Annotated in this window: 20 protein-coding genes and 1 pseudogene; 10 read left to right on the forward strand and 11 right to left on the reverse strand. The window is 71.9% G+C overall.

From position 1 onward, the window contains the following. Positions 1–72: 72 nt before the first annotated feature. Both D1350_RS15215 and D1350_RS15220 read right to left on the reverse strand, forming a co-directional pair. Entirely contained in the window at positions 73–3,321 is a 3,249-nt protein-coding gene (locus D1350_RS15215; RefSeq protein WP_164545179.1) for a glycoside hydrolase, read from the reverse strand. A 272-nt stretch (positions 3,322–3,593) separates the two neighbouring features. Then, on the reverse strand, positions 3,594–4,310 hold the full coding sequence (locus tag D1350_RS15220; protein WP_125776867.1) for a TetR/AcrR family transcriptional regulator: 717 nt from the start codon (positions 4,308–4,310) through the stop codon (positions 3,594–3,596). A gap of 82 nt (positions 4,311–4,392) precedes the next feature. On the opposite strand from D1350_RS15220, the gene D1350_RS15225 reads away from it, so the two are divergent. Then, positions 4,393–5,124, forward strand: a complete 732-nt coding sequence (locus tag D1350_RS15225) for a DUF4386 domain-containing protein (RefSeq protein WP_125776868.1) — start codon at positions 4,393–4,395, stop codon at positions 5,122–5,124. Here D1350_RS15225 and D1350_RS15230 read toward each other — a convergent pair. The 7 genes from D1350_RS15230 to D1350_RS15260 all read right to left on the reverse strand — a co-directional run bounded on the left by D1350_RS15230 (position 5,106) and on the right by D1350_RS15260 (position 10,737). Continuing rightward, a complete protein-coding gene (locus D1350_RS15230) occupies positions 5,106–5,564 on the reverse strand; it encodes a DUF421 domain-containing protein (protein ID WP_125776869.1) in 459 nt (152 codons plus the stop codon). The genes D1350_RS15225 and D1350_RS15230 overlap by 19 nt on opposite strands. 40 nt (positions 5,565–5,604) lie before the next feature. Next, the gene (locus D1350_RS15235) at positions 5,605–6,090 is read right to left on the reverse strand and encodes a hypothetical protein (RefSeq protein ID WP_125776870.1); all 486 of its coding nucleotides are present in this window, start codon (positions 6,088–6,090) and stop codon (positions 5,605–5,607) included. A 170-nt stretch (positions 6,091–6,260) separates the two neighbouring features. After that, the gene (locus D1350_RS15240; protein ID WP_125776871.1) at positions 6,261–6,959 is read right to left on the reverse strand and encodes a hypothetical protein; all 699 of its coding nucleotides are present in this window, start codon (positions 6,957–6,959) and stop codon (positions 6,261–6,263) included. Between the two features lie 41 nt (positions 6,960–7,000). Then, positions 7,001–8,527: a serine hydrolase domain-containing protein gene (locus D1350_RS15245; RefSeq protein WP_125776872.1), complete on the reverse strand. Its 1,527-nt coding sequence runs from the start codon at positions 8,525–8,527 to the stop codon at positions 7,001–7,003. Further along, positions 8,524–8,883 (reverse strand): hypothetical protein, encoded by a 360-nt coding sequence (locus tag D1350_RS15250; protein ID WP_125776873.1) that lies wholly within the window; start codon positions 8,881–8,883, stop codon positions 8,524–8,526. The genes D1350_RS15245 and D1350_RS15250 overlap by 4 nt, the downstream gene beginning before the upstream one ends. A 123-nt stretch (positions 8,884–9,006) precedes the next feature. Continuing rightward, positions 9,007–9,495 (reverse strand): hypothetical protein, encoded by a 489-nt coding sequence (locus D1350_RS15255; RefSeq protein ID WP_125776874.1) that lies wholly within the window; start codon positions 9,493–9,495, stop codon positions 9,007–9,009. Positions 9,496–9,588: 93 nt separating this feature from the next. Next, a complete protein-coding gene (locus D1350_RS15260; protein ID WP_125776875.1) occupies positions 9,589–10,737 on the reverse strand; it encodes an 8-amino-7-oxononanoate synthase in 1,149 nt (382 codons plus the stop codon). A 137-nt stretch (positions 10,738–10,874) separates the two neighbouring features. Here D1350_RS15260 and bioB point away from each other — a divergent pair. The 4 genes and pseudogenes from bioB to D1350_RS15280 all read left to right on the forward strand — a co-directional run. Continuing rightward, positions 10,875–11,876: pseudogene (gene bioB / locus D1350_RS15265) on the forward strand (biotin synthase BioB); the annotation flags it as partial. Between the two features lie 73 nt (positions 11,877–11,949). Beyond that, positions 11,950–13,317: an adenosylmethionine--8-amino-7-oxononanoate transaminase gene (locus D1350_RS15270; protein WP_125776877.1), complete on the forward strand. Its 1,368-nt coding sequence runs from the start codon at positions 11,950–11,952 to the stop codon at positions 13,315–13,317. Beyond that, on the forward strand, positions 13,314–14,015 hold the full coding sequence (gene bioD, locus D1350_RS15275; RefSeq protein ID WP_125776878.1) for a dethiobiotin synthase: 702 nt from the start codon (positions 13,314–13,316) through the stop codon (positions 14,013–14,015). The genes D1350_RS15270 and bioD overlap by 4 nt, the downstream gene beginning before the upstream one ends. A gap of 5 nt (positions 14,016–14,020) precedes the next feature. Next, the gene (locus tag D1350_RS15280) at positions 14,021–15,181 is read left to right on the forward strand and encodes a cytochrome P450 (RefSeq protein ID WP_125776879.1); all 1,161 of its coding nucleotides are present in this window, start codon (positions 14,021–14,023) and stop codon (positions 15,179–15,181) included. On the opposite strand, the gene D1350_RS15285 is transcribed toward D1350_RS15280, so the two are convergent. Together D1350_RS15285 and D1350_RS15290 are read right to left on the reverse strand one after the other, a co-directional pair. Continuing rightward, complete coding sequence (locus D1350_RS15285) at positions 15,144–15,605, reverse strand: SRPBCC family protein (RefSeq protein WP_125776880.1); 462 nt, start codon at positions 15,603–15,605, stop codon at positions 15,144–15,146. The genes D1350_RS15280 and D1350_RS15285 overlap by 38 nt on opposite strands. 128 nt (positions 15,606–15,733) lie before the next feature. Further along, positions 15,734–16,744, reverse strand: coding sequence for a LacI family DNA-binding transcriptional regulator (locus D1350_RS15290; RefSeq protein WP_125776955.1), 1,011 nt, complete (start codon positions 16,742–16,744; stop codon positions 15,734–15,736). A 128-nt stretch (positions 16,745–16,872) separates the two neighbouring features. On the opposite strand from D1350_RS15290, the gene D1350_RS15295 reads away from it, so the two are divergent. The 5 genes from D1350_RS15295 to D1350_RS15315 all read left to right on the forward strand — a co-directional run bounded on the left by D1350_RS15295 (position 16,873) and on the right by D1350_RS15315 (position 23,070). Beyond that, the gene (locus tag D1350_RS15295; RefSeq protein ID WP_125776881.1) at positions 16,873–17,772 is read left to right on the forward strand and encodes a carbohydrate ABC transporter permease; all 900 of its coding nucleotides are present in this window, start codon (positions 16,873–16,875) and stop codon (positions 17,770–17,772) included. After that, entirely contained in the window at positions 17,772–18,695 is a 924-nt protein-coding gene (locus D1350_RS15300) for a carbohydrate ABC transporter permease (RefSeq protein WP_125776882.1), read from the forward strand. The genes D1350_RS15295 and D1350_RS15300 overlap by 1 nt, the downstream gene beginning before the upstream one ends. A 29-nt stretch (positions 18,696–18,724) precedes the next feature. Then, positions 18,725–20,053 (forward strand): ABC transporter substrate-binding protein, encoded by a 1,329-nt coding sequence (locus tag D1350_RS15305; RefSeq protein ID WP_125776883.1) that lies wholly within the window; start codon positions 18,725–18,727, stop codon positions 20,051–20,053. Positions 20,054–20,170: 117 nt separating this feature from the next. Beyond that, positions 20,171–21,682: an arabinosylfuranosidase ArfA gene (arfA, locus tag D1350_RS15310; protein WP_125776884.1), complete on the forward strand. Its 1,512-nt coding sequence runs from the start codon at positions 20,171–20,173 to the stop codon at positions 21,680–21,682. A gap of 26 nt (positions 21,683–21,708) precedes the next feature. Then, positions 21,709–23,070 carry a glycoside hydrolase family 5 protein gene (locus D1350_RS15315; protein WP_125776885.1) on the forward strand — a complete coding sequence of 454 codons (1,362 nt, stop codon included), beginning with the start codon at positions 21,709–21,711 and terminating at the stop codon, positions 23,068–23,070. Positions 23,071–23,074 lie beyond the last annotated feature (4 nt).

Consider the following 23,074-nt stretch of genomic DNA (forward strand, 5'->3'; position numbering starts at 1 on the left):
GACGACCAGGTAGCTGTTCCCCGTCCCAGCCCGGAACGGGGAACAACTACCTGGTCGTCACCGTGCGTGGCCTCAGGAGGTCGGCGTCCGGACGAACCGTACCGTCCGGACCAGCGTCACCTCCCCGTCGGGCGAGGTGACGGTCACGCGGGCCACGCTCGTGCCGCGGTCGCCGAGCGGCGCCGCCTGCTCGACCGTCACCTCGGCAGCCGTGTCGACCGGGTAGGCGGCCACGTCCGGCACCGCCGCACCGGCCGGGAGGCGCACCGAGTACTGCTCACGGTCGGCGTCCTGGTGGTCCAGCGGCACGCCGCCGACCCGCAGGTCGGCCAGTCCCGCCACGCCCGACGGGCTCGCGGCGAGCGCCTCGATCTCCACCTCGGCGACGACGAGGTGCACCGGCGAGCCGTCCGCGCGCAACGTCGGCAGGAGGACGAAGCGCACGGCGTCCGTGCGGATCCCGGACAGGTCGACGACGACGGGCGTGCCCCCGCTCGACGGCGGGACCTCGACCGGCGCGTCCGACAGCGGCACCCACGTCCCGTCCGCCGCCCGGTACTCGGCCGTGTAGGCGCGAGCCCATGACGGGTGCGAGCCGTCCGCGAAGAAGTAGATCCGCGCGGAGTCGAGATCCTGCGGTGCACCCAGGTCGTAGGTCAGGGTGTCCTGGGGCCGTAGCGCCCCGGACCGCCAGTTCGACCAGCCCTTGTCGGTGGTGAGGCCGTTCCGCGTGCGGTCCACCGGATAGCCCGGCTCCGTGTACGTCGCCGACGCCACGGTGGTCGACGCGAGCGCCACGTTCGCCGTGGTCGGCTCGGTGACCACCACCGACAGCGTGGCGGGCAGCTCGCCGCTGCGTGTGGTGGCCGTGCCCGGCACGGTCACCACCCCGGTGGCGCCGGTGAGGTCGCCCGCAGCCGACCAGTCCCACTCGACCGGCACGTCGAACGTGCGCGGGCTCGTCCCGACGTGCGCCGGGACGGTCGCCGGAGCCGCGGCGACCACCGTCGCCGGGTCGGCACCGACGTAGCCGTGGACGGTGGCGGGGTCGGTGATCGCGAAGTCGCCCACGTCCACGCGGGCCACCGCGTCGAACGGCGTGCCGAACACGTCCACGCCCGAGCCCGCGACGGTCACTGTGCCTGCGCCGTCCCACGTCGCCGGGAGGTCCCAGGCGACGGGCACCGGCGTACCCGCACCCCAGGCGTACTGCGGCGTCACGGTGGCCGGCAGGGTCGGCGCCGTGCCGAGCGGAGCCTCGGCCTGGACGTCGTCGACGCCCTCGAGGGCCGTGGCCTGGAACGTCCAGGCCTGGTGCGCCCCGGTGCTGCCCAGCCAGGTCCCGACTCCGGTCCCGGCCCGTGTGCCCTCGCCGTTGATGTCGAGCTGTTCGGTCGTGGCGACGCTGAGCAGCGAGTACCGCACGCCGTCGGTGCTGTTGAGGATCCATTGCTGGGCCGGGGTGGTCGCAGCGGTGGTGAGGTCCGACGCGACGAGCGCCGTGCCGTGGCCAGGCGTCGACGCGAGGAACTCCCCTGTGCCGTCCGTGACGGCGACGGTGCGCTCGTGCGTACCGCCGCCCGACAGCGTGTGCAGCGTCCAGGCCTGCCGGTCGGCCGGGTTGGTCCCGGGCGTGCCTGTTCCCGGCGTCGAGGTCAGGTTCTCGATGGTCGTCGCCGGCGAGCCGTCGTGACTCGTCAGCACCCGGCCGCTGCCCGCGCCGCGCAGCAGGTAGGGCGTGTCGTCGGCGGGCGCGGCGTCGTCGGCCACCCCGGAGACGCCGTCCACCAGGAAGGTCACCACGGACTTCGCCGGCACGCGCAGCGTGGCCGTCCCGTCCGGGCCGACGGCGACCGGGTCGCCCTCGACGAGAGCGTTCGCCTCGAGGTCCTCGGCCGTGGGACGGGTGGTCACCACGGGGGTGACGGTGGCGCCCGCCGTGCTGCCGAAGCGGGAGAGGTCCAGCGTGACGTCCTGCTCGGTCGTGGCACTGTTGACGTGCACGAGCGTGGCGCCCGTGCCGTCGCTGCGCACGAAGGCCGTGGTGGCGGGGTCGTCGACGGCCACCGAGAAGTCGCCCGGGTGGATGTAGTGGGTGAAGTTGCGCACCGTGTTGTACTTCGCGTTGGTCCGTACCTGGCACGACGGGTCGTCGTAGCCGGCGGCGAGGCGGCGCTGGGAGTTGCCGTCCGCGTCGCAGTCGAAGTCGATGTAGACGCTGCCCCAGTTGGCGGTCTCGGTGACCTCCATGTTCCACAGGTCCTCGACGGGCTGCCAGAACACCCAGGCCGTGGGCTCGAGCTCGCGCAGGTCGTCCACGATGCGGCCGGCCATGCCGAGGCCGTTGTCGATGTTGGTGAGGTCCAGGCCGTCGACGCCGCTGAAGTCGCCCTCGACCTCGCTCATCCAGAGCGGCTTGCCGGACGTCTTGGCGATGTCGCGGACCTGCACCCGGTTCCCCGTGCCGTAGGTGTGGACGTTGAGCTGGTCCACCGCCTCGCGGGCAGCCGGGCTCCAGCCGTTCCAGTCGGCCACGAAGGTGCCGGGGTTGGTCTCGTCGGGCGCGGAGATCAGCGCCTCGGTGCTCGACGCCGCCAGTCGGGCGTCGAGCGCCTCGATGACCTGGGCCTGCAGGGCGGGCGACAGGTGCGCCCCCTCCTGGCGACAGCACGCGAGCGAGCCGTCCGGGTTGAGGCGCGTGCCCCAGTAGTTCGTGTTCGGCTCGTTCATCGGGTCGACGGTGTCGACCGTGATGCCGTGCGCGGCCTCGATCTCCTCGACGACGCGCACCAGGTAACCCGCGAACTGGTCGATGCTGTCCTGCCGGAGCTGGTCGGTGTTGGCGTCGAAACCGCCGGTCGCGTAGGCGTTCGGGGTCATGAACCACGGTGGGGTGTTGCTGAACGCCTCCCAGTGGGTGATCCGGTCGTCCTGGACGAGGCGGTCCACCCACCAGCGCTGCGTCGCGTCGGCGGTGAAGTCGTACGACGCGTCGTCGTCGGCGTCCCAGGCCTGGCGGTAGGCGTCCACGTTCGCGCGGACGGCCTCGTCGGTGTCTCCGTCGCCATCGAGGTCGGGCTGCCACCAGCCCTCGACGTCGCCGCCCTTGCGCATATAGGCGTTGTCGACGTCGGTCGCGTTGCCACCGCCCACGTTGTAGCGGGCGATGTTGAGGTTGAGGCCGTCTTCGCCGAAGACCTTCTGGTACAGCTCCTCGCGGACCTCCGCGGGATAGCCACCGGTCGCGTGGGCGAACCAGACCAGGCTGGTGCCCCAACCCTGGAACGGCTCGCTCGCGCGGTAGGAGGGGTTGGGGGTCACGGTCACCGGGACCGGACCGCTCGGCTCAGCAGCCGATGCAGCACCGCCCGGGGGTATCACACCCACAAGACCTACCACGAGACCGCTGAGGGCCGCTGCTGCGAGCGGCCTTCGAGGGGACAACTTGCGCATCTGCCAGCTCCCGCCGTTGGGAATCTGCGGGCGCCGCGTCAGTGCGAGGCCCGCCCGGATAGTCGAGACCATCCTGTGGCACGACGGATGTTAACGTCAACATCTGCGGCTGTTAACGTCAACAATCCAAAGCGCGGGTCTCAGGCAGCGCGGGCGAGGCCGTCCAGGAGCAGGTCGAGCGTGAACTCGAACTCCGACTGTCCGTCGCACCAGCCCAGCGTCGGGTCGTCCGCGGCGTGCATCTCGTTCGCCACCATCGCCGTCGTGTAGGGCAGCACCTCGGCCATCGCGGCGAGCTCGGCCTCGGCCCGGTCGGGCTCCAGGTCGCCGCCCGCCGCGGCAGGGCTGAAGAGCTCCTGGGCGAAGCCCAGGACCATGCTGCCGAGCGAGTGCATCGCCCGGTGCGCCAGGTGGTACGAGCAGCCACCGCGGATCATCGCGCCGAGCACCTCCTCGTAGAGGAGGAACACGGGAGCGGGGATGCTCGGCCGGGAGGCGATCAGCCCAGGAGCCCACGGGTGCCGGAGCATGACGGACCGCGCCGCGAGGATCCGGGCCCGCACCACGTGGCGCCAGTCGGAGTCGTCCGCGCCCAGCGCGCCGACCGCCGTCGCGGCGGCGTCGGCGATCTCGCCGGCAACCCTCTCGACCAGGCCGTCGAGCAGGCCACCCTTTCCGGGCAGGTGGTGATAGAGCGACATGGCTTCGACGCCCAGCTCCGCCGCGAGGCGTCGCATGGTCACCGCGGCCAGCCCTTCGGCGTCGGCCATCGCCGCCGCCGCGGTCAGGACGCGCTCCCTGCTCAGCGGTGTGCGCGCCGGCCGACCGCCCGTCGACGTCGACTCGTCCGTCTTCATCCAGCCCCTCCTCTTCCCACACCGTCACCTTACGTCGTATGGTCAGCCTTACGTCGTAAGGTTTGTCCCGAGAGGAAGCGTCATGGAACCGTCCGCGCTCGTCCCCCGCACCGCCCGCACCACCGGCCTGCTCTACCTGGCGATGGCCATCGTGGCCGTCCCCGGGTTCCTCGTGATCCGCCCGCTCCTGTTCGACCCCTCGAGCTCCGCGGCCACCCTCGACCACCTCGTCGCGAACGAAGGGCTGGCCCGGGTCGGCATCGCCCTCGAGCTCGCGCTGGTGGCCGTCCAGGCGCTCGTGGCCCTCTGGTTCTACCGGCTCTTCCGCCGCACCGACGCGTTCGCCGCGGGCTCCCTGGCGGCCTTCGGGATGGTCAACGCCGTCGCGATCCTGGGCAGCGCCGCCTGCCTGGCCGCCGCCCTCGACACTGCGCTGACCCCGGCCGGCGCTGCCGACGCCGCGGGCGCCGTCCAGGTGCTCTACGTGCTCGGCGGCAGCTTCTGGGGTGTCGGCGCGCTCTTCTTCGGCCTGTGGCTCGTCCCGATGGGGTTCCTCGCCCTGCGCTCGGGGATGCCGCGTGCCCTCGGTGTGCTCGTGATCGCCGGAGGCGTCGGCTACGTCGCCAGTGCGTTCGTCACCCACCTCGCCCCAGGGGCCGCCCTGGTCGGCGACCTGCTGTCCTACGTCGCGACCATCGGTGAGCTCTGGATGATCGGCTGGCTGCTCTGGTACTCGTTCCGGGCGGTCCCGGCGCCCGCGGAGGCGGACGCAGGCGCAGCGCCCGCGCCGTCGGCTCAGGCCTCCGGCGCCTGAGACTTCGGCACCACGCTGATGCCGCCGGAGGTCTCCAGCACGGCCCACTTGATCTGGTCGAGACGTTCCAGGCCGTGGGCCTCCCGGGCCGCCCCGATGATGTCCTCCTCCGAGAGGTGCTCCTTGCGGAGGACCTCGTGCAGCACGCGGCCGTCCTCGACGATCACCAGGGGGACGCTCTCCGCGACCCGCTGGAGACGCGGGAAACGCCAGGTGAGGTAGTCGGCACCGCGCTCGAGGAGCAGGAGCGTGCCGACCACCAGCGCGGCATGGGTGATGGAGAAGTCCTCACCGAGCAGCGCCTGCTGCGTGGCCTCCCCGACGATCAGGAGGATCACGAAGTCGAAGGTGGTCACCTGGGACAGGGCCCGCTTGCCCACCAGCCGGAACAGGAGCAGCAGGACGAGGTAGATCGCCACGGCGCGCAGCACGGCATCCATCGGTGGCCTCCCAAGGCAGGACGGGCTAGGGCAGGACGGGCTAGGGCAGGACGAGCTGGGTCAGGGACACCGTGTCCGAACCGACGGACACGTCCGCGGTGAGCGGGCCGACGTCCTGGGCGCGGAAGGTGATCGTCACGGTCAGGTCGCCCGGGTCCTCGACGTCGAACTCGTAGACCACGCCGTCGTCCGTGAGTCGTTCCTCGCCGGGCTGCGGGGAGACTCCCTGGAGGTCGACGCCGGACAACCAGGATCCGGCCACCGTCATCGTGACGGTGTCCTGCTCCACCGCGTCGGGCGCGAGCCGGACGGAGAGTGAGTCGTCGGCCTCGAAGTGGGTGACCCGGGCGTAGCTCACGTCCACGAGCCCGCCCGGGCTCTCCCGCGTCGTGTCGCTCAGCGGGCCCGCGCCCAGGAGCCCCGCCAGACCCGCTGCGACGAAGAGGGCCAGCAGCGTCCAGCCGATCCGCTCAGCGCGCCACTCGCGGCTCTGGAAGGTCTCCTCCCGCGTGATCTCCAGACCCATCCCGTCCTCCTCGATCGCCTGTCGACACCTTCGCCCCGGACGGGCGTCCGTGCACGTCGAAGCGCGGGAACGTCAGCGCGGTCAGCGAGATCGTGGCGGTGAGGAACACCACCTGCACCAACGTCCGGGTCAGCAGGGAGTCCCACCAGGACAGGTCGGTCCCGGGAAGCTCACCCGGTACGGGACGCCTTCGCCCGGAGGGACTGCCTGTGCATGTCGAGCGCCGCGACGAGGAGCACGCACCCGAGACCCAGCAGCACGCCGTGCGCCACCCGCACCGGAGGGCCGCCCCAGAACTGCGGCAGGAGCAGCACCAGACCGGTCGCGAACGGCACGCCCGCCCAGCGGGCCGCGGCACCGGACCGCCAGACCGCCACCGCCGCAAGCACCCCTGCCGCTGCCACGAGCAGGAGCCCGACGCCGAACAGCGTGATCGCGAGCGGCTGGTTGCGCAGGTCCGTGATGGTGTCGAGATAAGCCTGGCCCGTGACGTCGCCCGACGCGACGGCGGCCTCGGCGACGGACTGGAGGCCGAACGCCTCCGCACCGAAGTAGAGGGCCGACCAGAGAGCGCCCGTCCCTGCCGCGGCGGCGGCCCACCTCGCGGGACGCTCGCCGGCGGTTCCCGCGTACAGACCCGCGAGGCTGCGGAGCGCGGGGGCGAGGAGCGCGATCGCGAAGATCCCGCAGAGGTGTGCCACCACCCAGCGGTCGGAGGCGAAGGCCGCGGCGAGCCCCGCCGTCGGACCGGACTCGTCGGGCCACGGACGAAGGGCGGGGAAGAGCACGAAGCCCAGCCCGGCGACCACAAGGAGGGCGGCGGCCGAGCGGCGGCCGGGGACGGCAGGTCGCAGTTCGCTATTCGTCATAGCCAACAACCTAACGCTATTAGCCATCCTGCCACAAGGCCTCAGCGGATCAGCCGTCCCGAGCGCAGCGCCACCACCCGGCACGCGAGGACGACGGCGGCCGCCGCGCCGGTCGTGACCACGAGCACCACCATCGCCGGCCACCCCAGCCAGGCGTTGGACCACGGGACGTCACGCCCGCCGAACAACGCCCCGGCCCACCCGGGCAACGTCGCGGCGAGGACCACGACGAGCACGGGCCACGTCAGGCCCAGGACCCGCCGGGTGCGGCCGCGGCGCTCCGCCCAGCCGCGCGCTCCCAGGGCACCCCGCACCGCACACCCCACCACCAGGAACGTGGCCACCGCGAGCGCCGTGTCCACGGACAGCGAGACCCGGGCGGGCGGCTCGGGCTCCTCGCCGTTCAGCAGCGTCGCCACGCCCGCCATGACCGCCACCTGCTCGGCCCCCAGGGAGGAGGCGCTGTTGAACACCACCGCGTAGCCGTACCCGGTGGCGGGGAAGAAGGCCTGCGTGCCGCTGGTGGTGAAGTGGGTGCCGCCGTGCTCCACCGCTCCGGTGTTCCCCTCCTGCGTGTTGACGAACCAGCCGAACCCGTAGTCCTCGCCTACGGCGGACGAGCTGTGCATCACGGCGAGGCTCTCCGGGGTCAGGACCGCGACGCCGTCCGGGGAGCGCCCACCGTTGGTCTGCGACACGAGCCAGGCGCCGAGGTCGTCGGCGGTGGAGACGAGACCGCCGCCGCCCGCGACGTAGTGCTCCGGGTACGCGTGCCGGACGGGGTGGCCGTACATCGTGACGTACCCGTCGGCCACGCCCAGGCCGAGACCCGTCCTGCGGACCGCACGGCTCTCATCCATGCCGAGCGGCGTGAGCACCTCCTCGGCGAGGTAGTCCTCGAACGACCGGCCGTCCACCGCCTCCACGAGCGCCGCCAGGAGGTGGTAGTTCGGGTTGTGGTACTGCCAGCGCGTCCCGGGGTCCGCGGTGAGACGCGCCCCGCGCAGGCGGTCGAGCTCCTCGGCGGTGGTGCGCGGCTGCGGCAGGGACATCTCGCGGAAGCCGCCGTCGGCCAGCCCGGACGTCTGGTTCAGCAGCTGCCGCACGGTGATGCGGTCGCCGCGGGGGTCGGCCGGCCGGAACGCGGGCAGGTAGGTCACCACCGGCGCATCGAGGTCGACCTCGCCTGCCTCCACGAGCCGCATCACCGCGGTGGCCGTGAACGCCTTGCTCATCGACGCGACGAGCTGGGGCGTGCGGGCCGTCATCGCGGCGCCCGTGGAGTCGTGGCCGTAGCCCGCGCTGTAGAGGATCCGGTCGTGGTGCGTGATCACGACAGCCGCGCCCGGGAGCCCCGCGCGTCGCAGAGCGTCCGCGAGCACGGCGTCGACGCGGTCCGGCGTGACGGCCGCGGGACCGTCGTCGGGCGCTGTGGCCACCGTGCCGCGGGTGACGGTGACGGGGTCCGTGCCGAGCGCGGCGGGCAGCAGGAGCGCGGCGGCGGCCACGGCCGCGGCGGCCGCCGCGCCGACGAGCGGGGCGAGCCGGTGGCGTGCGATGAAGGTCATGCGCCGAGCGTGCCCGACGCCGGACGGTGCGGTAACCGACTTTCGTCAGGAGCCTCGTCGGCCACCACCGTGCAGGCCGCTCCGGTGGCCCCGACCACCCGGGCTACTGCGTTCTGGTAGACCGCGAGCGGCGCGCCTGCGTGCATGAGGACCCGCACCGCGTCGTGCTCCCGGACGAGGTCGGCGATCTCGCTCAGCGTGGCCACGTCGCGCAGGTCGGCGAGGGTGGCTGCGAGCGCGAGGCCCTCGCCCGCGGCGTAGCGCTCGAGGCGTTCACGCTGGCGGGCGGTCTCGGCCTCGTCCGCGGAACCGACGTAGCCGATGGCGACCGGCAGCTCGTCCCTCGTCGTCCCCATGTCGTCCCCTCTCGACCGATGTCGTCAAGAGAGAGTGATCAAAGGGACTTTTCGGACGCGGTTGCGGGAGGCGATGCTGGAACGGTCCGGTGTGCATCGTGTGTCGGTCACGACGCCCCGCGGTCACCGCCGCGGCAGGGGCTTCGGCCCGTCGCCGCCGGCCTCGGCCGGCGAGGCGGGCGCGGAGGCGAGAGCCAGCTCGCTCTCGTCGGCGGTGGCCCGGCAGTAGACGCGGCCGTTGCCGCTCTGGCACAGCCCGTGCAGCCCGAGCGCGAAGGCGTGGAGGTCCTCCGGGGCCGCCCGGCGGAACCTGCGCGACAGGCCCCAGTACTTGACGATGTCCCCGAGCGTCCCGGGCTGCACCATCGCGAAGAGGGAGACCAGCGGGCCGGAGAGGCGGATCACGAGCCGGGCGCCGTCCGCGCTCTCGGAGACCAGCTGCGCGCTCCGCAGGCCGCCGTCCTCGGCGCGCGCGCCCAGCAGCCGTTCCAGCTGGCCGAGGACCGACGCGGGATCCACCACGTGCGACTCCACGCTCCCCTCGATCAGGGAGCCGTCGATGGTCAGGGCGGCGCTCTCGTCGTCAGAGCGCGCAAAGTACTCGAACTTCATGTCGCGCATCCTCCCGCATGCGCGGGGTGCTTCCGCCACACATCCGGGCAGAACTGACATTTTCCTCGAAGATTGGGGTGAACATGACGAGCGTCACGCCGTCGGGGCAGTGCCGATGACCACCCCGGCCGCCCAGGCGACCTCCGCCGCCGTGAGCCCTGCCCGGGCCGTCAGGCGCAGTCGCGGTCGACGGACCGACGGCGGCCGGAAGCACCCCACCGCCAGCCCCGCCTCGCGGCACCGTGCGGCCCAGGCGACCGCCTCGTCCGCGGACGGCGCAGGCACGGAGACGACGGCGGCGCCCGGCCGGGTGGCGCCGAGGCCCGCCTCGGCGAGCCGCAGGGAGAGCCCCGAGGCCACTGCACGGACCTGGTCGGCCCGCTCCGGCTCCCGGCGCAGGACGTCGAGCGCCGCCAGGGCCGCCCCGGTCGCGGCGGGAGCGAGCCCGGTGTCGAACATGAACGTCCGCGCGGCGTTGACCAGGTGCTCGATCACGCGCGCCGGGCCGAGCACCGCACCACCCTGCGAGCCGAGCGACTTCGAGAGGGTGACAGTCGCGACGACGTCGGGCGCTCCTGCCAGGCCTGCCGCCCAGACGGTGCCGCGCCCGCCTTCTCCCACCACGCCCAGCCCGTGCGCGTCGTCGACCACGAGCGCCGCGCCGTGCGCACGGCAGGCCGCGGCCAGGTCCGCCAGCGGGGCGACGTCGCCGTCCACGGAGAAGACGCCGTCCGTGACCACCACGGCCCGGCCGGAGCGTCCCCGCAGGGCGGCCTCGACGGCGGCGGGGCTCGCGTGCGCGACGACGTCGGTGGTGCCCTCCGCGAGCCGGCAGCCGTCGATCAGGGAGGCGTGGTTGCCGGCGTCGGACACGATCAGCGTGCCACGCGGGGCGAGGGCCGTGAGCACGCCGAGATTGGCGGCGTAGCCGGAGGAGAAGACGAGGGCGGCCTCGGCGCCGCAGAACGCCGCGAGGTCCGTCTCGAGGCGAGCGTGCAGCTCGGTGGACCCCGAGACGAGCCGGGAGCCCGTGGCCCCCGCACCCCAGGTCCGGGCCGCCGCCGCCGCGGCGTCGACCACCTCGGGGTGGCGGGCCAGGCCGAGGTAGTCGTTCCCGGACAGGTCGAGCAGGTCCTCCTCAGCCACCCGGGGCCGCAGCACCCGCAGCAGACCCGCACGACGGCGCCGCGTCACCTCGTCCTCCAGCCAGTCGAAGACACCCGACGGACGTGCGCTCTCCATGGGCGCCCCTCTCTCTCCGGCCCGACCGTAGCCGCGCGCCGGTCTCGTGTGACATGTCCAGGCGCACATCACGGAGCGATAACTCTTGTCGGGTTTGCCCCATACCGGATGAACCTGTCCCCCGCAAGGATCGGACCATGGAGACTGTTGACCTCACCGACCTGCTGTCCACGCTCGTGGACAAGGGACTGCAGGCCGAACCCGGCGGGGTCACGCGCGACGAGGCGCTGGCGGTCCTGGCCACGTCCGACGACGACCTGCTGGACGTGGTGGCCGCCGCCGGGCGGGTCCGCCGCCGCTGGTTCGGGCGCCGGGTCAAGCTCAACTACCTGGTCAACCTCAAGTCGGGCCTCTGCCCGGAGGACTGCTTCTACTGCTCGCAGCGCCTCGGCTCCGAGGCCGGGGTGCTGAAGTACACGTGGCTCTCGCCCGAGCAGGCCACCGCCGCGGCCGACGCGGGCGTCACCGGCGGGGCGCGCCGCGTGTGCCTCGTCGCCAGCGGGCGGGGCCCCACCGACCGCGACGTGGACCGCGTGTGCCGCACCGTCGACGCGATCAAGGACCGCCACCCGCAGGTGGAGGTGTGCGCCTGCCTGGGCTTCCTGGCCGACGGCCAGGCCGAACGCCTCCGCGACGCCGGGGTCCACGCCTACAACCACAACCTCAACACGTCCGAGGCCACCTACGCCGACATCTGCACCACCCACGAGTTCGCCGACCGGGTCGACACCGTGCAGCGGGCCCAGGGGGCCGGGCTGTCGGCATGCTCCGGCCTCATCGCGGGGATGGGCGAGTCCGACGAGGACCTCGTCGACGTGGTGCTCGCGCTGCGCGGGCTCGACCCGGACTCCGTGCCGGTCAACCTGCTCCTGCCCTTCGACGGCACGCCGCTCGCCGGCACCTGGGAGCTCACGCCGCAGCGCGCGCTGCGCATCCTCGCCATGGTCCGCTTCGTCTGCCCCGACGTGGAGGTGCGGCTCGCGGCCGGGCGGGAGGTGCACCTGCGGTCGCTCCAGCCGCTCGCGCTGCACCTGGCGAACTCGCTGTTCCTCGGCGACTACCTGACGAGCGAGGGCCAGGCAGGCCAGGCCGACCTCGAGATGATCGCGGACGCGGGCTTCGTCGTGGAGGGCGCCGGGACCGGCACGCTGCCGGCGCACCGGGCCGACGTCGCGGTCCGCCGCCGCGGCGCCGGCACAGACCTGCCGCCCAATGCGTGACGGGGCGTCGGCGGAGGGGACGTCGACGGCACGGACGTGGCGCGCGGAGCTGCTCGCGCTGGACCAGGAGCACGTGTGGCACCCCTACGGCCCCATGCCCGGCGTGCCGCCGCTGGTCGTCGAGTCGGCGTCCGGTGTCCGGCTCCGCCTCGCCGAGCCCGTCGAAGGGCACCGCGAGCTCGTGGACGGCATGTCCTCGTGGTGGTCGGCGATCCACGGCTACGGCCACCCTGTCCTGGACACCGCCGCGCACTACCAGCTCGACCGGATGAGCCACGTCATGTTCGGCGGGCTCACCCACGAGCCCGCGGTACGCCTCGCCACGCGGCTCGTCGACATCACGCCCGCCGGGCTGCGGCACGTCTTCTTCGCGGACTCCGGCTCCGTCGCCGTCGAGGTCGCGATCAAGATGTGCCTCCAGTACTGGTCCTCCGTGGGGCGGCCGGGCAAGCACCGGCTGCTCACCTGGCGCGGTGGCTATCACGGCGACACCTGGCACGCCATGTCCGTGTGCGACCCCGAGGGCGGGATGCACCAGCTGTGGTCGGACGCCCTGCCGCGCCAGGTCTTCGCACCTGCGCCGCCGCCGGGGTTCGACGCCCAGCCGGACCCCGAGTACGTCCGGGTGCTCACCGACCTGGTGGCGCAGCACGCCCACGAGCTGGCCGCGGTGATCGTGGAGCCCGTGGTCCAGGGGGCGGGCGGCATGCGGTTCCACTCCCCCGCGTACCTGCGGGTGCTCCGGGAGGCGTGCGACGCGCACGACGTGCTCCTCGTCCTGGACGAGGTCGCCACCGGGTTCGGCCGCACCGGGGAGCTGTTCGCGGCCGACCACGCGGGGGTCGCGCCCGACGTGATGTGCCTCGGCAAGGCGCTGACCGGCGGCTACCTGACGCTCGCCGCGACCCTGTGCACCACCCGGGTCGCCGCCGGGATCTCAGGGGGCGAGGTGCCGGTGCTCGCGCACGGGCCCACCTTCATGGGGAACCCGCTGGCCGCGGCCGTCGCCGACGCGTCGGTGGGCCTCCTCCTGAGCCAGGACTGGCGCGCCACGGTGACCCGGCTGGAGTCCGGTCTCCGGGACGGGCTCGCCGAGGCCTCCGGGCTGCCCGGGGTGCGGGACGTCCGGGTGCTGGGCGGGATCGGCGTCGTGCAGCTCGACCACGACGTCGACGTCGCAGCGGCCACGCACGCCGCCGCGGCGGAAGGGGTCTGGCTCCGCCCCTTCCGCGACCTGGTCTACACGATGCCGCCCTACGTGACGGACGACGACGACCTCGCGCGCGTCTGCGCCGGTGTGCGCGCCGCGGTGCTCGCGTCCTCGGGCGTGCCCGCCGGTTCGAGGGGCGGCGCGCGATGACCGCGCAGGTCCTGGTGGTCACCGGCACGGGCACCGGCGTCGGGAAGACCGTCACCACGGCCGCGCTGGCCGCGGTCGCCCTCGCCGCGCGCCACACGGTCGCCGTCGTGAAGCCCGCACAGACGGGTGTGGGCGAGGGCGAGCCCGGCGACGTCGACACCGTCGCGCGGCTCGCCGGCTCCGTCACCATGTACGAGCTCGCCCGCTACCCCGAGCCGCTCGCACCCGAGACCGCGGCCCGCCGGTCCGGGCTGGCACCGGTCCGCCCGGCCTGGGTCACGCGGGCCGTGGACTCCCTGGCCCGCACCCACGACCTCGTGCTCGTCGAGGGGTGCGGCGGGCTGCTGGTGCGGTTCGACGACCACGGCTCCACGCTGGCCGACATCGCCGTGCACCTCCGCGCGCCGGTGATCGTGGTCGCGGCCGCGGGGCTGGGCACGCTCAACGCGACGGCGCTCACCCTGGAGGCCCTGCGGACCCGGGGGATCACCTGTCCGGGCGTGGTGGTCGGCAGCCTGCCGGCCTGCCCCGACCTCGCGTCGCGGTGCAACCTGACCGACCTCCCGGTCGCGGCGCAGGCGCCTCTCCTCGGCATCCTCCCGGAGGGTGCCGGATCCCTCTCCCCCACCGAGTTCCGGACGCAGGCCGCCGACTGGCTCGCCGCCTCCCTCGGCGGGCGCTGGCAGCCGGGGGCCTGACGGACGTGCTGTTCGACCTGTGGCGGCACGACCGCCCGGACACCGACGTGTTCCGGCGGGAGGGGCAGGTCGTCGTGGCCTCGCACCGGCTCGCGCGGCACGTCCTGACGGACAACGAGGCCTTCTCGCCGGTGAACGCGCTGGACGCGATCACCCCCCTGTCGCCGACGACGCTGCGCGAGCTCGCCCGGCACCGCTTCCGGCTGCCACCGACGCTCGCGAACAACGCCGGGCCGAGCCACGAGCCCATCCGGGCCGTGTTCGCGGAGACATTCCACCCGGTCCGGGTGGCGGAGCTGCGCCCCTGGCTCGCGGGCGTGGTCCGGCGGACGGTGGCCCGGGCCACGTGGGACCTCCGTCAGGGCGGCGTCGTCGACCTCGACGCCGTCGTCTCGTCCGAGGTGCCGCCCGCCGCGCTCGGGCGGCTGTTCGGGCTGGATCTCGGGCCCGCGGCGGAGCTCAAGGTCTTCTCCCGGGCCGCGCTCGAGCTCTTCTGGGGCCGTCCGTCGCCCGCCCGTCAGCTCGACCTGGCACGGGTCGTGGGACCGCACCACCGGCGGCTGCGCGCCATGGTGGCGAGGGCCGACGGCGCCGTCGGGGCCGTGCGCGACGCCGAGGGCGAGGACCGTGCGACGGCCGCGCTGTTCTTCCTGCTCGTCGCCGGCCAGGAGACGACGTCGCAGTTCCTCACCGTGCTCCTGCACCGCCTGCTCTCGGAGCCGTCGCTGCTCGACGACGACCCGGCCGCCGTGGTCGAGGAAGGGCTGCGCCTGCACTCGTCGATCACGTCGTGGCGGCGGGTCGCCGCCGCCGACACCGACCTCGGGGGCGTGCCCGTGCGGCGCGGCGAGCCGGTGCTGGTCTGGCTCGGCGCCGCCGGGTCCGATCCCACCGTCGTGGAGCATCCCGGCCGGATGGCGCCCGGCCAGCGAGGCTCCCGGCGGCACCTCGCGTTCGGGGCGGGCGCCCACCGCTGCCTGGGCAGCCAGCTCACGCGCCTGGAGGCGGAGGTGGTGCTCGCGGAGCTGGGTCCGGCGCTGCGCCGCTGCCGGGTCGTGGCTCCGCCGGTCAGCGACGACAACCTGTCGTTCCGGATGCCCGGCCCCTTCCTCGTGGCGTGGGAGCCTGCTACGTGCGCCCCGGGGTCTCCGCGCGCCCTTCGATGATGCGCGCGAGCCGTTCCAGATCCTTCGTCGTCGCCCGGCGCATCGCTGCCTCCAGGACCGGCGCGGCGACCGAGGCGAAGCCCGACGGGTCGCCCGTGTTGCGCAGCGTCATCCGGGTTCCGCCGTCGGCGGGCTCCCAGGTGTACTCGGTCCGCATGGGGAACGGGCCCTGCGCCGTGGCCATCACCAACCTCTGCCCGGGCGCGAGCTCCTCGACGCGGTACGTGTATGCGATGCGCCGACCGAGGAACCGGGCGACAAAGTCCATCTCCGAGCCGACCCTAACCGGAGGGCCGGTGCGCCACTCGACCGACCGGATGTTCGCGTACCACTCGGGCGCGTTCGACGGGTCTGCCGCATAGGCGGCCACCTCGGCGAGGGGAGCGTGGATCACGCGCTCGACCCGGACGTCCACCGCTGCCATCGCGACCTCCTCAAGGCCTGTCTCGCCAGCCTAGTCCCGTTGACACCCCCCTCGGGCAGCCGTACTTTATCGATATAGCCCGGTGGACTGGCGTGACTCAAGGAAGAGGCGCTGTGACCGAACGAGAACTAGGCGAGCGCGCGAGGACGCGTCGACTCGCGTACGACGAGGCGTGCCGAGGTCACCACCTCGACCGCGTCGCCGGTAAGGGGAGCCCGCGCCTCGACGCGGCGGAACAGCAGCTCCATGATGCGCGCCGCCATGGAGTCGTTGTCCGGGTCGATGGTGGTCAGACGGGGGACGAGGTACTCGCCCTCCACATCGTTGTCGAACCCGACGACCTGGACGTCGTCCGGGACCCGTCGGCCGATGTCGGCCAGCGCGCGCAGCACCCCCATCGCCGCGGCGTCCGTGAGGACGACGACGCCGTCGAACGGGACCTGCTCGCGGTGGAGCCGCATGACCGCCTCGTAGCCGTCCTTGGTGGTGAACGAGTCCGCGTCGACCACACGCTGCTCGTCGACCGGGAGGCCCGCCCTGGAGTGCGCCTGGCGGTAACCGCGGGTGCGCAGGGTGGCCATGCTGTCGACGCCTTTGTCGGGACGACCGCCCACCAGGGCGAGCCGGCGCGAGCCACGCTCGATCAGGTGGGTGGTGGCGAGGTCCGCGCCGCCCACGTTGTCCATCATGACGTGGTCGAACGGCCCGGCGAGGCGCCGCTCGCCGAGCAGCACGAGAGGCACCCCGATCCCGCTCAGGTCAGCCGTCTCGAGCTGGACCGGGCTGAAGACGAGGCCGTCGTAGGGCCGGACGCGCTCAGGCGAGATGGCCTCGAGCTCGCCCTCCCTGCTGGCGCCCGTCCGCTCGATGATGACGTGGTGCCCGCGCGCCCGCGCCAGCGTGTCGAGCCGGGCGGCGAGGTGTGCGTAGTACGGCCCGTCGAGGTGCGGGACGAGCAGGCCGATCGCCCCGGTGCGGCCCGCGCGCAGGTGGCGCGCCGTCGTGTTCACCCGGTAGCCGAGGCGCTCCACGGCGGCGAGCACGCGCTCCCGTGTGTCGTCGCTCGCTCCCGGGCGGCCGTTGATGACGTTCGAGACGGTCATCTTCGACACTCCCGCTTCGTGCGCGACGTCGCTCATCTTTACCACGACGCCCATGATGCCCCTCCCGTCTGGCTGGCGCAGGCATCGGGGTACTCGTGCGACGACCCGAGCCCGGCGCCCGGACCGGGTCGCCCGTCTGCCCGCACCGAGGAGGGGAGCACACCGTGCTGAAGCAGATCCTGTACTCGAAGAGGCTCGCGCCCTACATCTTCATCCTTCCGTTCCTGATCACGCTCGCCGTCTTCTGGGTGGTCCCGCTCGGGCGGTCCTTCGTCATGAGCACCCAGGAAGTTCTCTACGGCCAGGCGACCTTCATCGGCCTCGACAACTACGAGCGGCTCTGGCGGGACAGCATCTTCTGGAAGGCGCTGTACAACAGCATCCGCTACATGGTCCTGACCATCGTGCTGCTGGTCCCGATCCCGCTGGTGCTCGCCGCGATCGTCAACTCCCGGATCGGCAGCCCTCGGCTCAAGGGCTTCTTCAAGGCCTCGATGTTCGTGCCGGCGCTCACGTCGGTCGTGGTCGCCGGAATCGTCTTCCGGCTGATCTTCGCCGAGTCCGGCTCCGCGATGATGAACCAGGTCGCCGACTTCTTCGGGTTCGGTCCCGTCCGGTGGCTGCGCGAGGACCTCACGGGTCTGACCGCGCTGCTGGCGCTCGCGCTGTGGCGATGGGCCGGCGTCAACATGATGTATTTCATCGCCGGGATGCAGGCCATCCCCTCGGAGTACTACGAGGCGGCCGCGATGGACGGGGCGAGCAAGTTCCGCCAGTTCATCCACATCACCGTGCCGAACCTCAAGCCCACCATCGTCTACGTCGTCACCATCAGCGTCTACGGCGGGCTGGCGATGTTCCTCGAGAGCTTCATGCTCTACGCCGGCAACAACTCGCCGAACAACCAGGGCCTCACGGTGGTCGGGTACCTCTACCGCAAGGGGATCGAGGAGAACAACCTCGGGTTCGCCTCCGCGGTCGGCGTGGTGCTGCTCGTGATCGTCATGGCGATCAACATCACGTACCTCCTCGCCAGCGGGACGTTCAAGAAGGAGGAAGTGTGATGGCGACTCAGCAACCCACCGCCGCGCCGGTCCTGCGACCTTCCCCGCCCGACCGCGACGACCGGTCGAGGCGCACCTCGCGGAGCGAGGGCCTGTCGCCGGGCGCCGCGGCCTGGGTCCAGGCAGGCTTCCTCGTCCTGATCGCCGCGATCTCGCTGGTGCCGCTCGTCGCGATCTTCGTCGGCACCTTCCAGGACGGCAACGAGGTGATCCGTCGCGGCATGACGTTCGACGTCGACCTCGGCGGCCTGAGCCTGGACAACTACGTCCTGCTCTTCACGGACTCCGGCCCGTACTTCCGATGGTTCGCCAACACCTTCCTGCTCACGGTGGTCCAGGTGGTGGGCACGCTCCTCGTGAGCTCCTTCGTCGCCTACGGATTCGCCATGTACGACTTCAAGGGCAAGACGCTGGGCTTCATCATGGTGCTCCTCGTGATGACCGTGCCGTTCGAGATGCTCATGCTGCCCCTGTACGTGCAGGTGAACGACATGGGCCTGGCAGACACCTACACCGTGATCGTGCTGCCCTTTCTCGCCTCGGCCGTGACGATCTTCTTCTTCCGCCAGTACTTCCTGGGAATACCGAAGGAGCTCCTCGAGGCCGGGCGGGTGGACGGCGTCACCGAGTTCGGCATCTTCTTCCGGATCGTCCTCCCCATCACCAAGCCGGCGATGGCGGCCATGGCGATCCTCAACGGAATGATCACGTGGAACAACTTCCTGTGGCCGCTGCTCGTGCTGCGCAGCCCCGAGAAGTTCACCCTGCCGATCGGCCTCAACACCCTGCTGACGCCGTACGGGAACAACTACGAGCTCCTCATCATCGGCGCCTTCTTCTCGCTCATCCCGATCCTCATCCTCTTCCTCGCCTTCCAGCGTTTCTTCATCCAGGGAATGACCGCCGGAGCCGTCAAGGGCTGACCGCCCGACAGATCGAACGGAGAAGTCTCATGAGCAAGCTACGAACAATGGTGTCCGGGCTCGTCGCCGCAGTGACCGTGACCGCCCTCGCCGCGTGCGGCGGCGGCCAGGGCGGCGAGCCGACGACCAACGCCGACGGCTCGACCACCCTGAACATGTGGACGTTCGCCGACGTCCACGCGGCCTACTACGAGGAGATGGCCGCCCAGTGGAACAAGGCGAACCCCGACAAGGAGATCAAGCTCGAGGTCACCGTCTACCCCTACGACGACATGCACAACAAGCTGCAGCTCGCCTTCAACTCGGGCGAGGGCCTCCCCGACCTGGTGGACATCGAGGTCAACAAGTTCGCCAACTTCGTCAGGGGGTCGACGCCCCCGCTGATGGACCTGACGGACGCCGCGGCGCCGTACAAGGACGACGTCGTCCAGGCGCGCCTCGACCTGTACAGCAAGGAGGGGCGGGTGTACGGGCTCCCGACGCACGTCGGCGCGTTCGTCGCCTTCTACAACACCGAGCTGCTCGAGGGCGCCGGGATCGACTACACGACCATCGAGACCTGGGACGACTTCAAGGAGGCGGGCACCACGTACAGCTCGGCCACCGGCAAGGCGTTCGGCGTCGCGAGCACCGGCGTCAACTTTGTCGAGCCGCTGGTCACCGCCCAGCTCGGCGGCCAGTTCTTCGACGACGAGGGCAAGGTGCAGGTGAACAGCCCCGAGGCGGTCGAGGCCATCTCGATGATCAAGGAGATGCAGGACGCCGGAGCGGTATCGACCATCCCTGGCGGCAGCCCGGACACCGAGGAGGCGTACGGCGCCATCAACAACGGCGACTACGCCGCGATCGTGTACCCGGCGTGGTACACGTCCCGCTACGTCGACTACATGCCCGACCTCGCCGGCAAGGTTGCCATCGCACCCGCGCCCGTCCCCGAGGACGCGGAGTTCAAGACGATCGGCGGCGGCGGTACCGGCGCAGCGGTCCCGCTCGCCTCGCCCAACAAGGAGCTCGCCGCCGAGTGGGTCGCGTTCGCCAAGCTGTCGCCCGAGGCCAACGTGGCCGTGTGGGAAGTCCTCGGCTTCGACCCGGTGAACATGTCCGTCTGGGAGGACGAGGAGATCACGAAGAACCCCGAGAACAAGTTCAACAAGTACTTCCAGACGAACCTGTTCGACGTCCTCAACGACGTGAAGGACGACATCGGCCACTTCGAGTCGTTCAGCAACCCCAACTGGCCGACGCTCGACAACACCTTCACCACCGTGACGCTCAACGAGATCTACGAGAACGACGTGCCGGTGCAGGAGGCGCTCGACAAGGCGCAGTCCGACCTGCAGAACGAGCTCGGCGAGTAGCACTCGTCGCGCGGCGCCGCCGCGACGCACTCCGCGAGCCGGCGGGCGGCTGCTGGGCAGACCCCAGCGGCCGTCCGCCCGCGGAGCCCCCACCCTGCACCGAGGAGAGATCCACCAATGCTGTCCGCATCCATCACTGTCGATCCGGCGTTCGTCGTCGGGCCCGTCCGCCGCCGTACGTTCGGGTCGTTCGTCGAGCACCTGGGCCGGTGCGTCTACTCGGGGATCCACGACCCCGGGCACCCGAGCGCGGACGCCGACGGGTTCCGCGGCGACGTCGTCGACCTGACCCGGGAGCTGGGCGTCTCCACCGTGCGCTACCCGGGCGGCAACTTCGTCTCCGGGTACCGGTGGGAGGACGCGATCGGCCCGGTGGACCAGCGACCGCGGCGCCTGGACCTGGCGTGGCACTCGACCGAGCCCAACCTGGTCGGCGTGGACGAGTTCATGCGCTGGGCGGCCAAGGCCGGGGTGGAACCGATGATGGCGGTCAACCTGGGGACGCGTGGCGTCCAGGAGGCCTTGGACCTGCTGGAGTACTGCAACGTGCCGGGCGGCACGGCCTGGTCCGACAAGCGCCGCGCCAACGGTGCCGAGGACCCGTACCGGGTCAAGATGTGGTGCCTGGGCAACGAGCTGGACGGCCCCTGGCAGGTGGGGCACAAGTCCGCCCACGAGTACGGGCGCCTGGCCGCAGAGACCGCGCGTGCCATGCGGATGCTGGACCCCGACCTGGAGCTCGTAGCCTGCGGCTCCTCCGGCTCCGGGATGCCGACCTTCGGCGAGTGGGAGCGGGTGGTCCTCACCGAGGCGTACGAGCACGTGGACCACGTCTCGGCCCACGCCTACTACTGGGAGGAGGACGGCGACCTCGCCTCCTTCCTCGCCTCCGCCATCGACATGGACCACTTCATCGAGTCCGTGGCGGCGACCGCCGACGCGGTGCGCGCCGCCGGCAAACACACCAAGCGGATCAACATCTCCTTCGACGAGTGGAACGTCTGGTACCAGAAGCGCGCCGAGTCGCAGTCCCCCTCGGGCGACGACTGGCCCGTGGCCCCGGTCCTGCTCGAGGACAAGTACAACGTGGCCGACGCCGTCGTGGTCGGCAACCTGCTGATCTCCCTGCTGCGCAACACCGACCGCGTCCACGCCGCCTCGCTCGCCCAGCTCGTCAACGTGATCGCGCCGATCATGACCGAGCCAGGCGGCCGCGCCTGGCGGCAGACCATCTTTCACCCCTTCGCCCTGACCGCCCGGCACGCCGCCGGGGACGTGCTGCGCCTGGCGGTCGACTCCCCGGTGCAGCCCACCGCCAAGTTCGGCGACGTGCCGGTGCTCGACGCGGTCGCGACCCACGACCCGGAGACCGGCGACCTGCTGATCCTCGCGGTCAACCGGTCCGTGACCGACGGCGTCGTGCTCGAGGTCGACCTCCGCGGCTTCCCCGGCCTGCGCCTCGTGGAGGCACTGACGCTCGCCAACCCGGACCACACCTGGTCCGCGACCGCGGACGACGCCACCTCCGTGCTCCCGCGGACCAACACCACCGCCAAGGTGGCCGACGACCACGCGCGCACGGAGCTGCCGCCCGTGTCCTGGACCCTCGTGCGGCTCGCACACCCATAGCACCCCCGGACGAAGGAGACCCCAGGATGGCCGTATCCGTACCTCCCCGACCTCTGACGACGCAGGGCAGCAAGTTCGTCGACGGTTTCGGTGACGCTGTGCGCCTGCGCGGCATCTGCCTCGGCGGCTGGCTCAACATGGAGAACTTCATCACCGGGTACGCCGCCAACGAGTCTCTGATGCGGCGTACCGTGGCCGACGTGCTGGGCGCGGAGCGTGCGGACCGGTTCTTCGAGCGACTCCTCAGCGAGTTCTTCAGCGAGGACGACGCGCGGTTCCTCGGGGAGAACGGCTTCAACCTCGTCCGGATCCCGGTCAACTACCGCCACCTCCAGCACGACGACGCGCCGTTCGAGGTGGACCAGGACGGCTTCCGCCACCTGGACCGCGCCATCGAGGCGCTCGGCCGGCACGGCGTGTACTCGATCATCGACCTGCACGCCCTGCCCGGCTCGCAGAACCAGCACTGGCACTCCGACAACGACACGCACGTGGCGAAGTTCTGGACCCACCGGGAGTTCCAGGACCGCGTCGACGTGTTGTGGCGGGCGATCGCCGAGCACTACCGCGGCAACGTCCGGGTCGCGGGCTACAACCTCATGAACGAGCCCGCCGACCCGACCGGGCGCGTCGTCGGGCCGGTGTACGACCGGCTGCTCGCCACGGTGCGTGAGGTCGACCCGGACCACATCGTGTTCCTCGACGGCAACACGTACTCGACGGACTTCTCCATGTTCACCGAGCCCGCGCCCAACACCGTGTACACGCTGCACGACTACGTGCCGGCAGGGCTGGGCCGCAGCAGCGAGTACAGCAAAGACCTCGCGCTGGCGAAGTTCCTCGAGCGCTCGGAGTTCGCGCGGTCCACCGGCACGCCGATCCTCGTGGGCGAGTTCGGGCCGATCTACACGGGCGACGAGGCGGTCGACGCGGTCCGCCGCCAGATCCTCGCCGACCAGCTGGACATCTATCGCGACCACGACGCGAGCTGGACCGCCTGGACGTACAAGGACGTGGGGGTCCAGGGCCTGCTGACGGTCAGTCCCGCCTCGCCGTACCTGCAGCACTTCGGCGACTTCATGGCCAAGAAGAAGCGGCTCGCCGCCGACCAGTGGGGCACGGACGGGATCGGCGAGCGGGAGGCGACGCAGCCGTTCCAGGACCTCGTCGCCCGGGAGTTCCCCTCGTTCGACCCCTACCCGTGGGGGCGGTTCGACTGGGTGCGCACGCTGATCATCAACCTCGGGCTGGCTCAGCCGCTCGCGCACGAGTACGCCGAGCTGTTCCGCGGCCTGGACGACGAACAGCTCGAGGCCTTCGTGACCTCGTTCTCGTTCGCCGCGTGCGACGTGCGCGCCACGCTCCTCGACCAGCTGCGGGAGGGCTGAGCCG

It is taken from the genome of Antribacter gilvus (assembly GCF_003946865.1).
In the GTDB taxonomy this organism is placed as follows: Bacteria; Actinomycetota; Actinomycetes; order Actinomycetales; family Cellulomonadaceae; genus Antribacter; species Antribacter gilvus.

Bases quoted from the DNA above. Each gene is read 5' to 3' on its own strand.
- D1350_RS15260 (WP_125776875.1), bottom strand. From the start codon at position 10,737: ATGGAGAGCGCACGTCCGTCGGGTGTCTTCGACTGGCTGGAGGACGAG.
- D1350_RS15255 (WP_125776874.1), bottom strand. From the start codon at position 9,495: ATGAAGTTCGAGTACTTTGCGCGCTCTGACGACGAGAGCGCCGCCCTG.
- D1350_RS15230 (WP_125776869.1), bottom strand. From the start codon at position 5,564: ATGGATGCCGTGCTGCGCGCCGTGGCGATCTACCTCGTCCTGCTGCTC.
- D1350_RS15245 (WP_125776872.1), bottom strand. From the start codon at position 8,527: ATGACCTTCATCGCACGCCACCGGCTCGCCCCGCTCGTCGGCGCGGCG.
- D1350_RS15270 (WP_125776877.1), top strand. From the start codon at position 11,950: ATGCGTGACGGGGCGTCGGCGGAGGGGACGTCGACGGCACGGACGTGG.
- bioD (WP_125776878.1), top strand. From the start codon at position 13,314: ATGACCGCGCAGGTCCTGGTGGTCACCGGCACGGGCACCGGCGTCGGG.
- D1350_RS15240 (WP_125776871.1), bottom strand. From the start codon at position 6,959: ATGACGAATAGCGAACTGCGACCTGCCGTCCCCGGCCGCCGCTCGGCC.
- D1350_RS15225 (WP_125776868.1), top strand. From the start codon at position 4,393: ATGGAACCGTCCGCGCTCGTCCCCCGCACCGCCCGCACCACCGGCCTG.
- arfA (WP_125776884.1), top strand. From the start codon at position 20,171: ATGCTGTCCGCATCCATCACTGTCGATCCGGCGTTCGTCGTCGGGCCC.
- D1350_RS15220 (WP_125776867.1), bottom strand. From the start codon at position 4,310: ATGAAGACGGACGAGTCGACGTCGACGGGCGGTCGGCCGGCGCGCACA.
- D1350_RS15315 (WP_125776885.1), top strand. From the start codon at position 21,709: ATGGCCGTATCCGTACCTCCCCGACCTCTGACGACGCAGGGCAGCAAG.
- D1350_RS15290 (WP_125776955.1), bottom strand. From the start codon at position 16,744: ATGAGCGACGTCGCGCACGAAGCGGGAGTGTCGAAGATGACCGTCTCG.
- D1350_RS15250 (WP_125776873.1), bottom strand. From the start codon at position 8,883: ATGGGGACGACGAGGGACGAGCTGCCGGTCGCCATCGGCTACGTCGGT.
- D1350_RS15305 (WP_125776883.1), top strand. From the start codon at position 18,725: ATGAGCAAGCTACGAACAATGGTGTCCGGGCTCGTCGCCGCAGTGACC.
- D1350_RS15235 (WP_125776870.1), bottom strand. From the start codon at position 6,090: ATGGGTCTGGAGATCACGCGGGAGGAGACCTTCCAGAGCCGCGAGTGG.
- D1350_RS15285 (WP_125776880.1), bottom strand. From the start codon at position 15,605: ATGGCAGCGGTGGACGTCCGGGTCGAGCGCGTGATCCACGCTCCCCTC.
- D1350_RS15300 (WP_125776882.1), top strand. From the start codon at position 17,772: ATGGCGACTCAGCAACCCACCGCCGCGCCGGTCCTGCGACCTTCCCCG.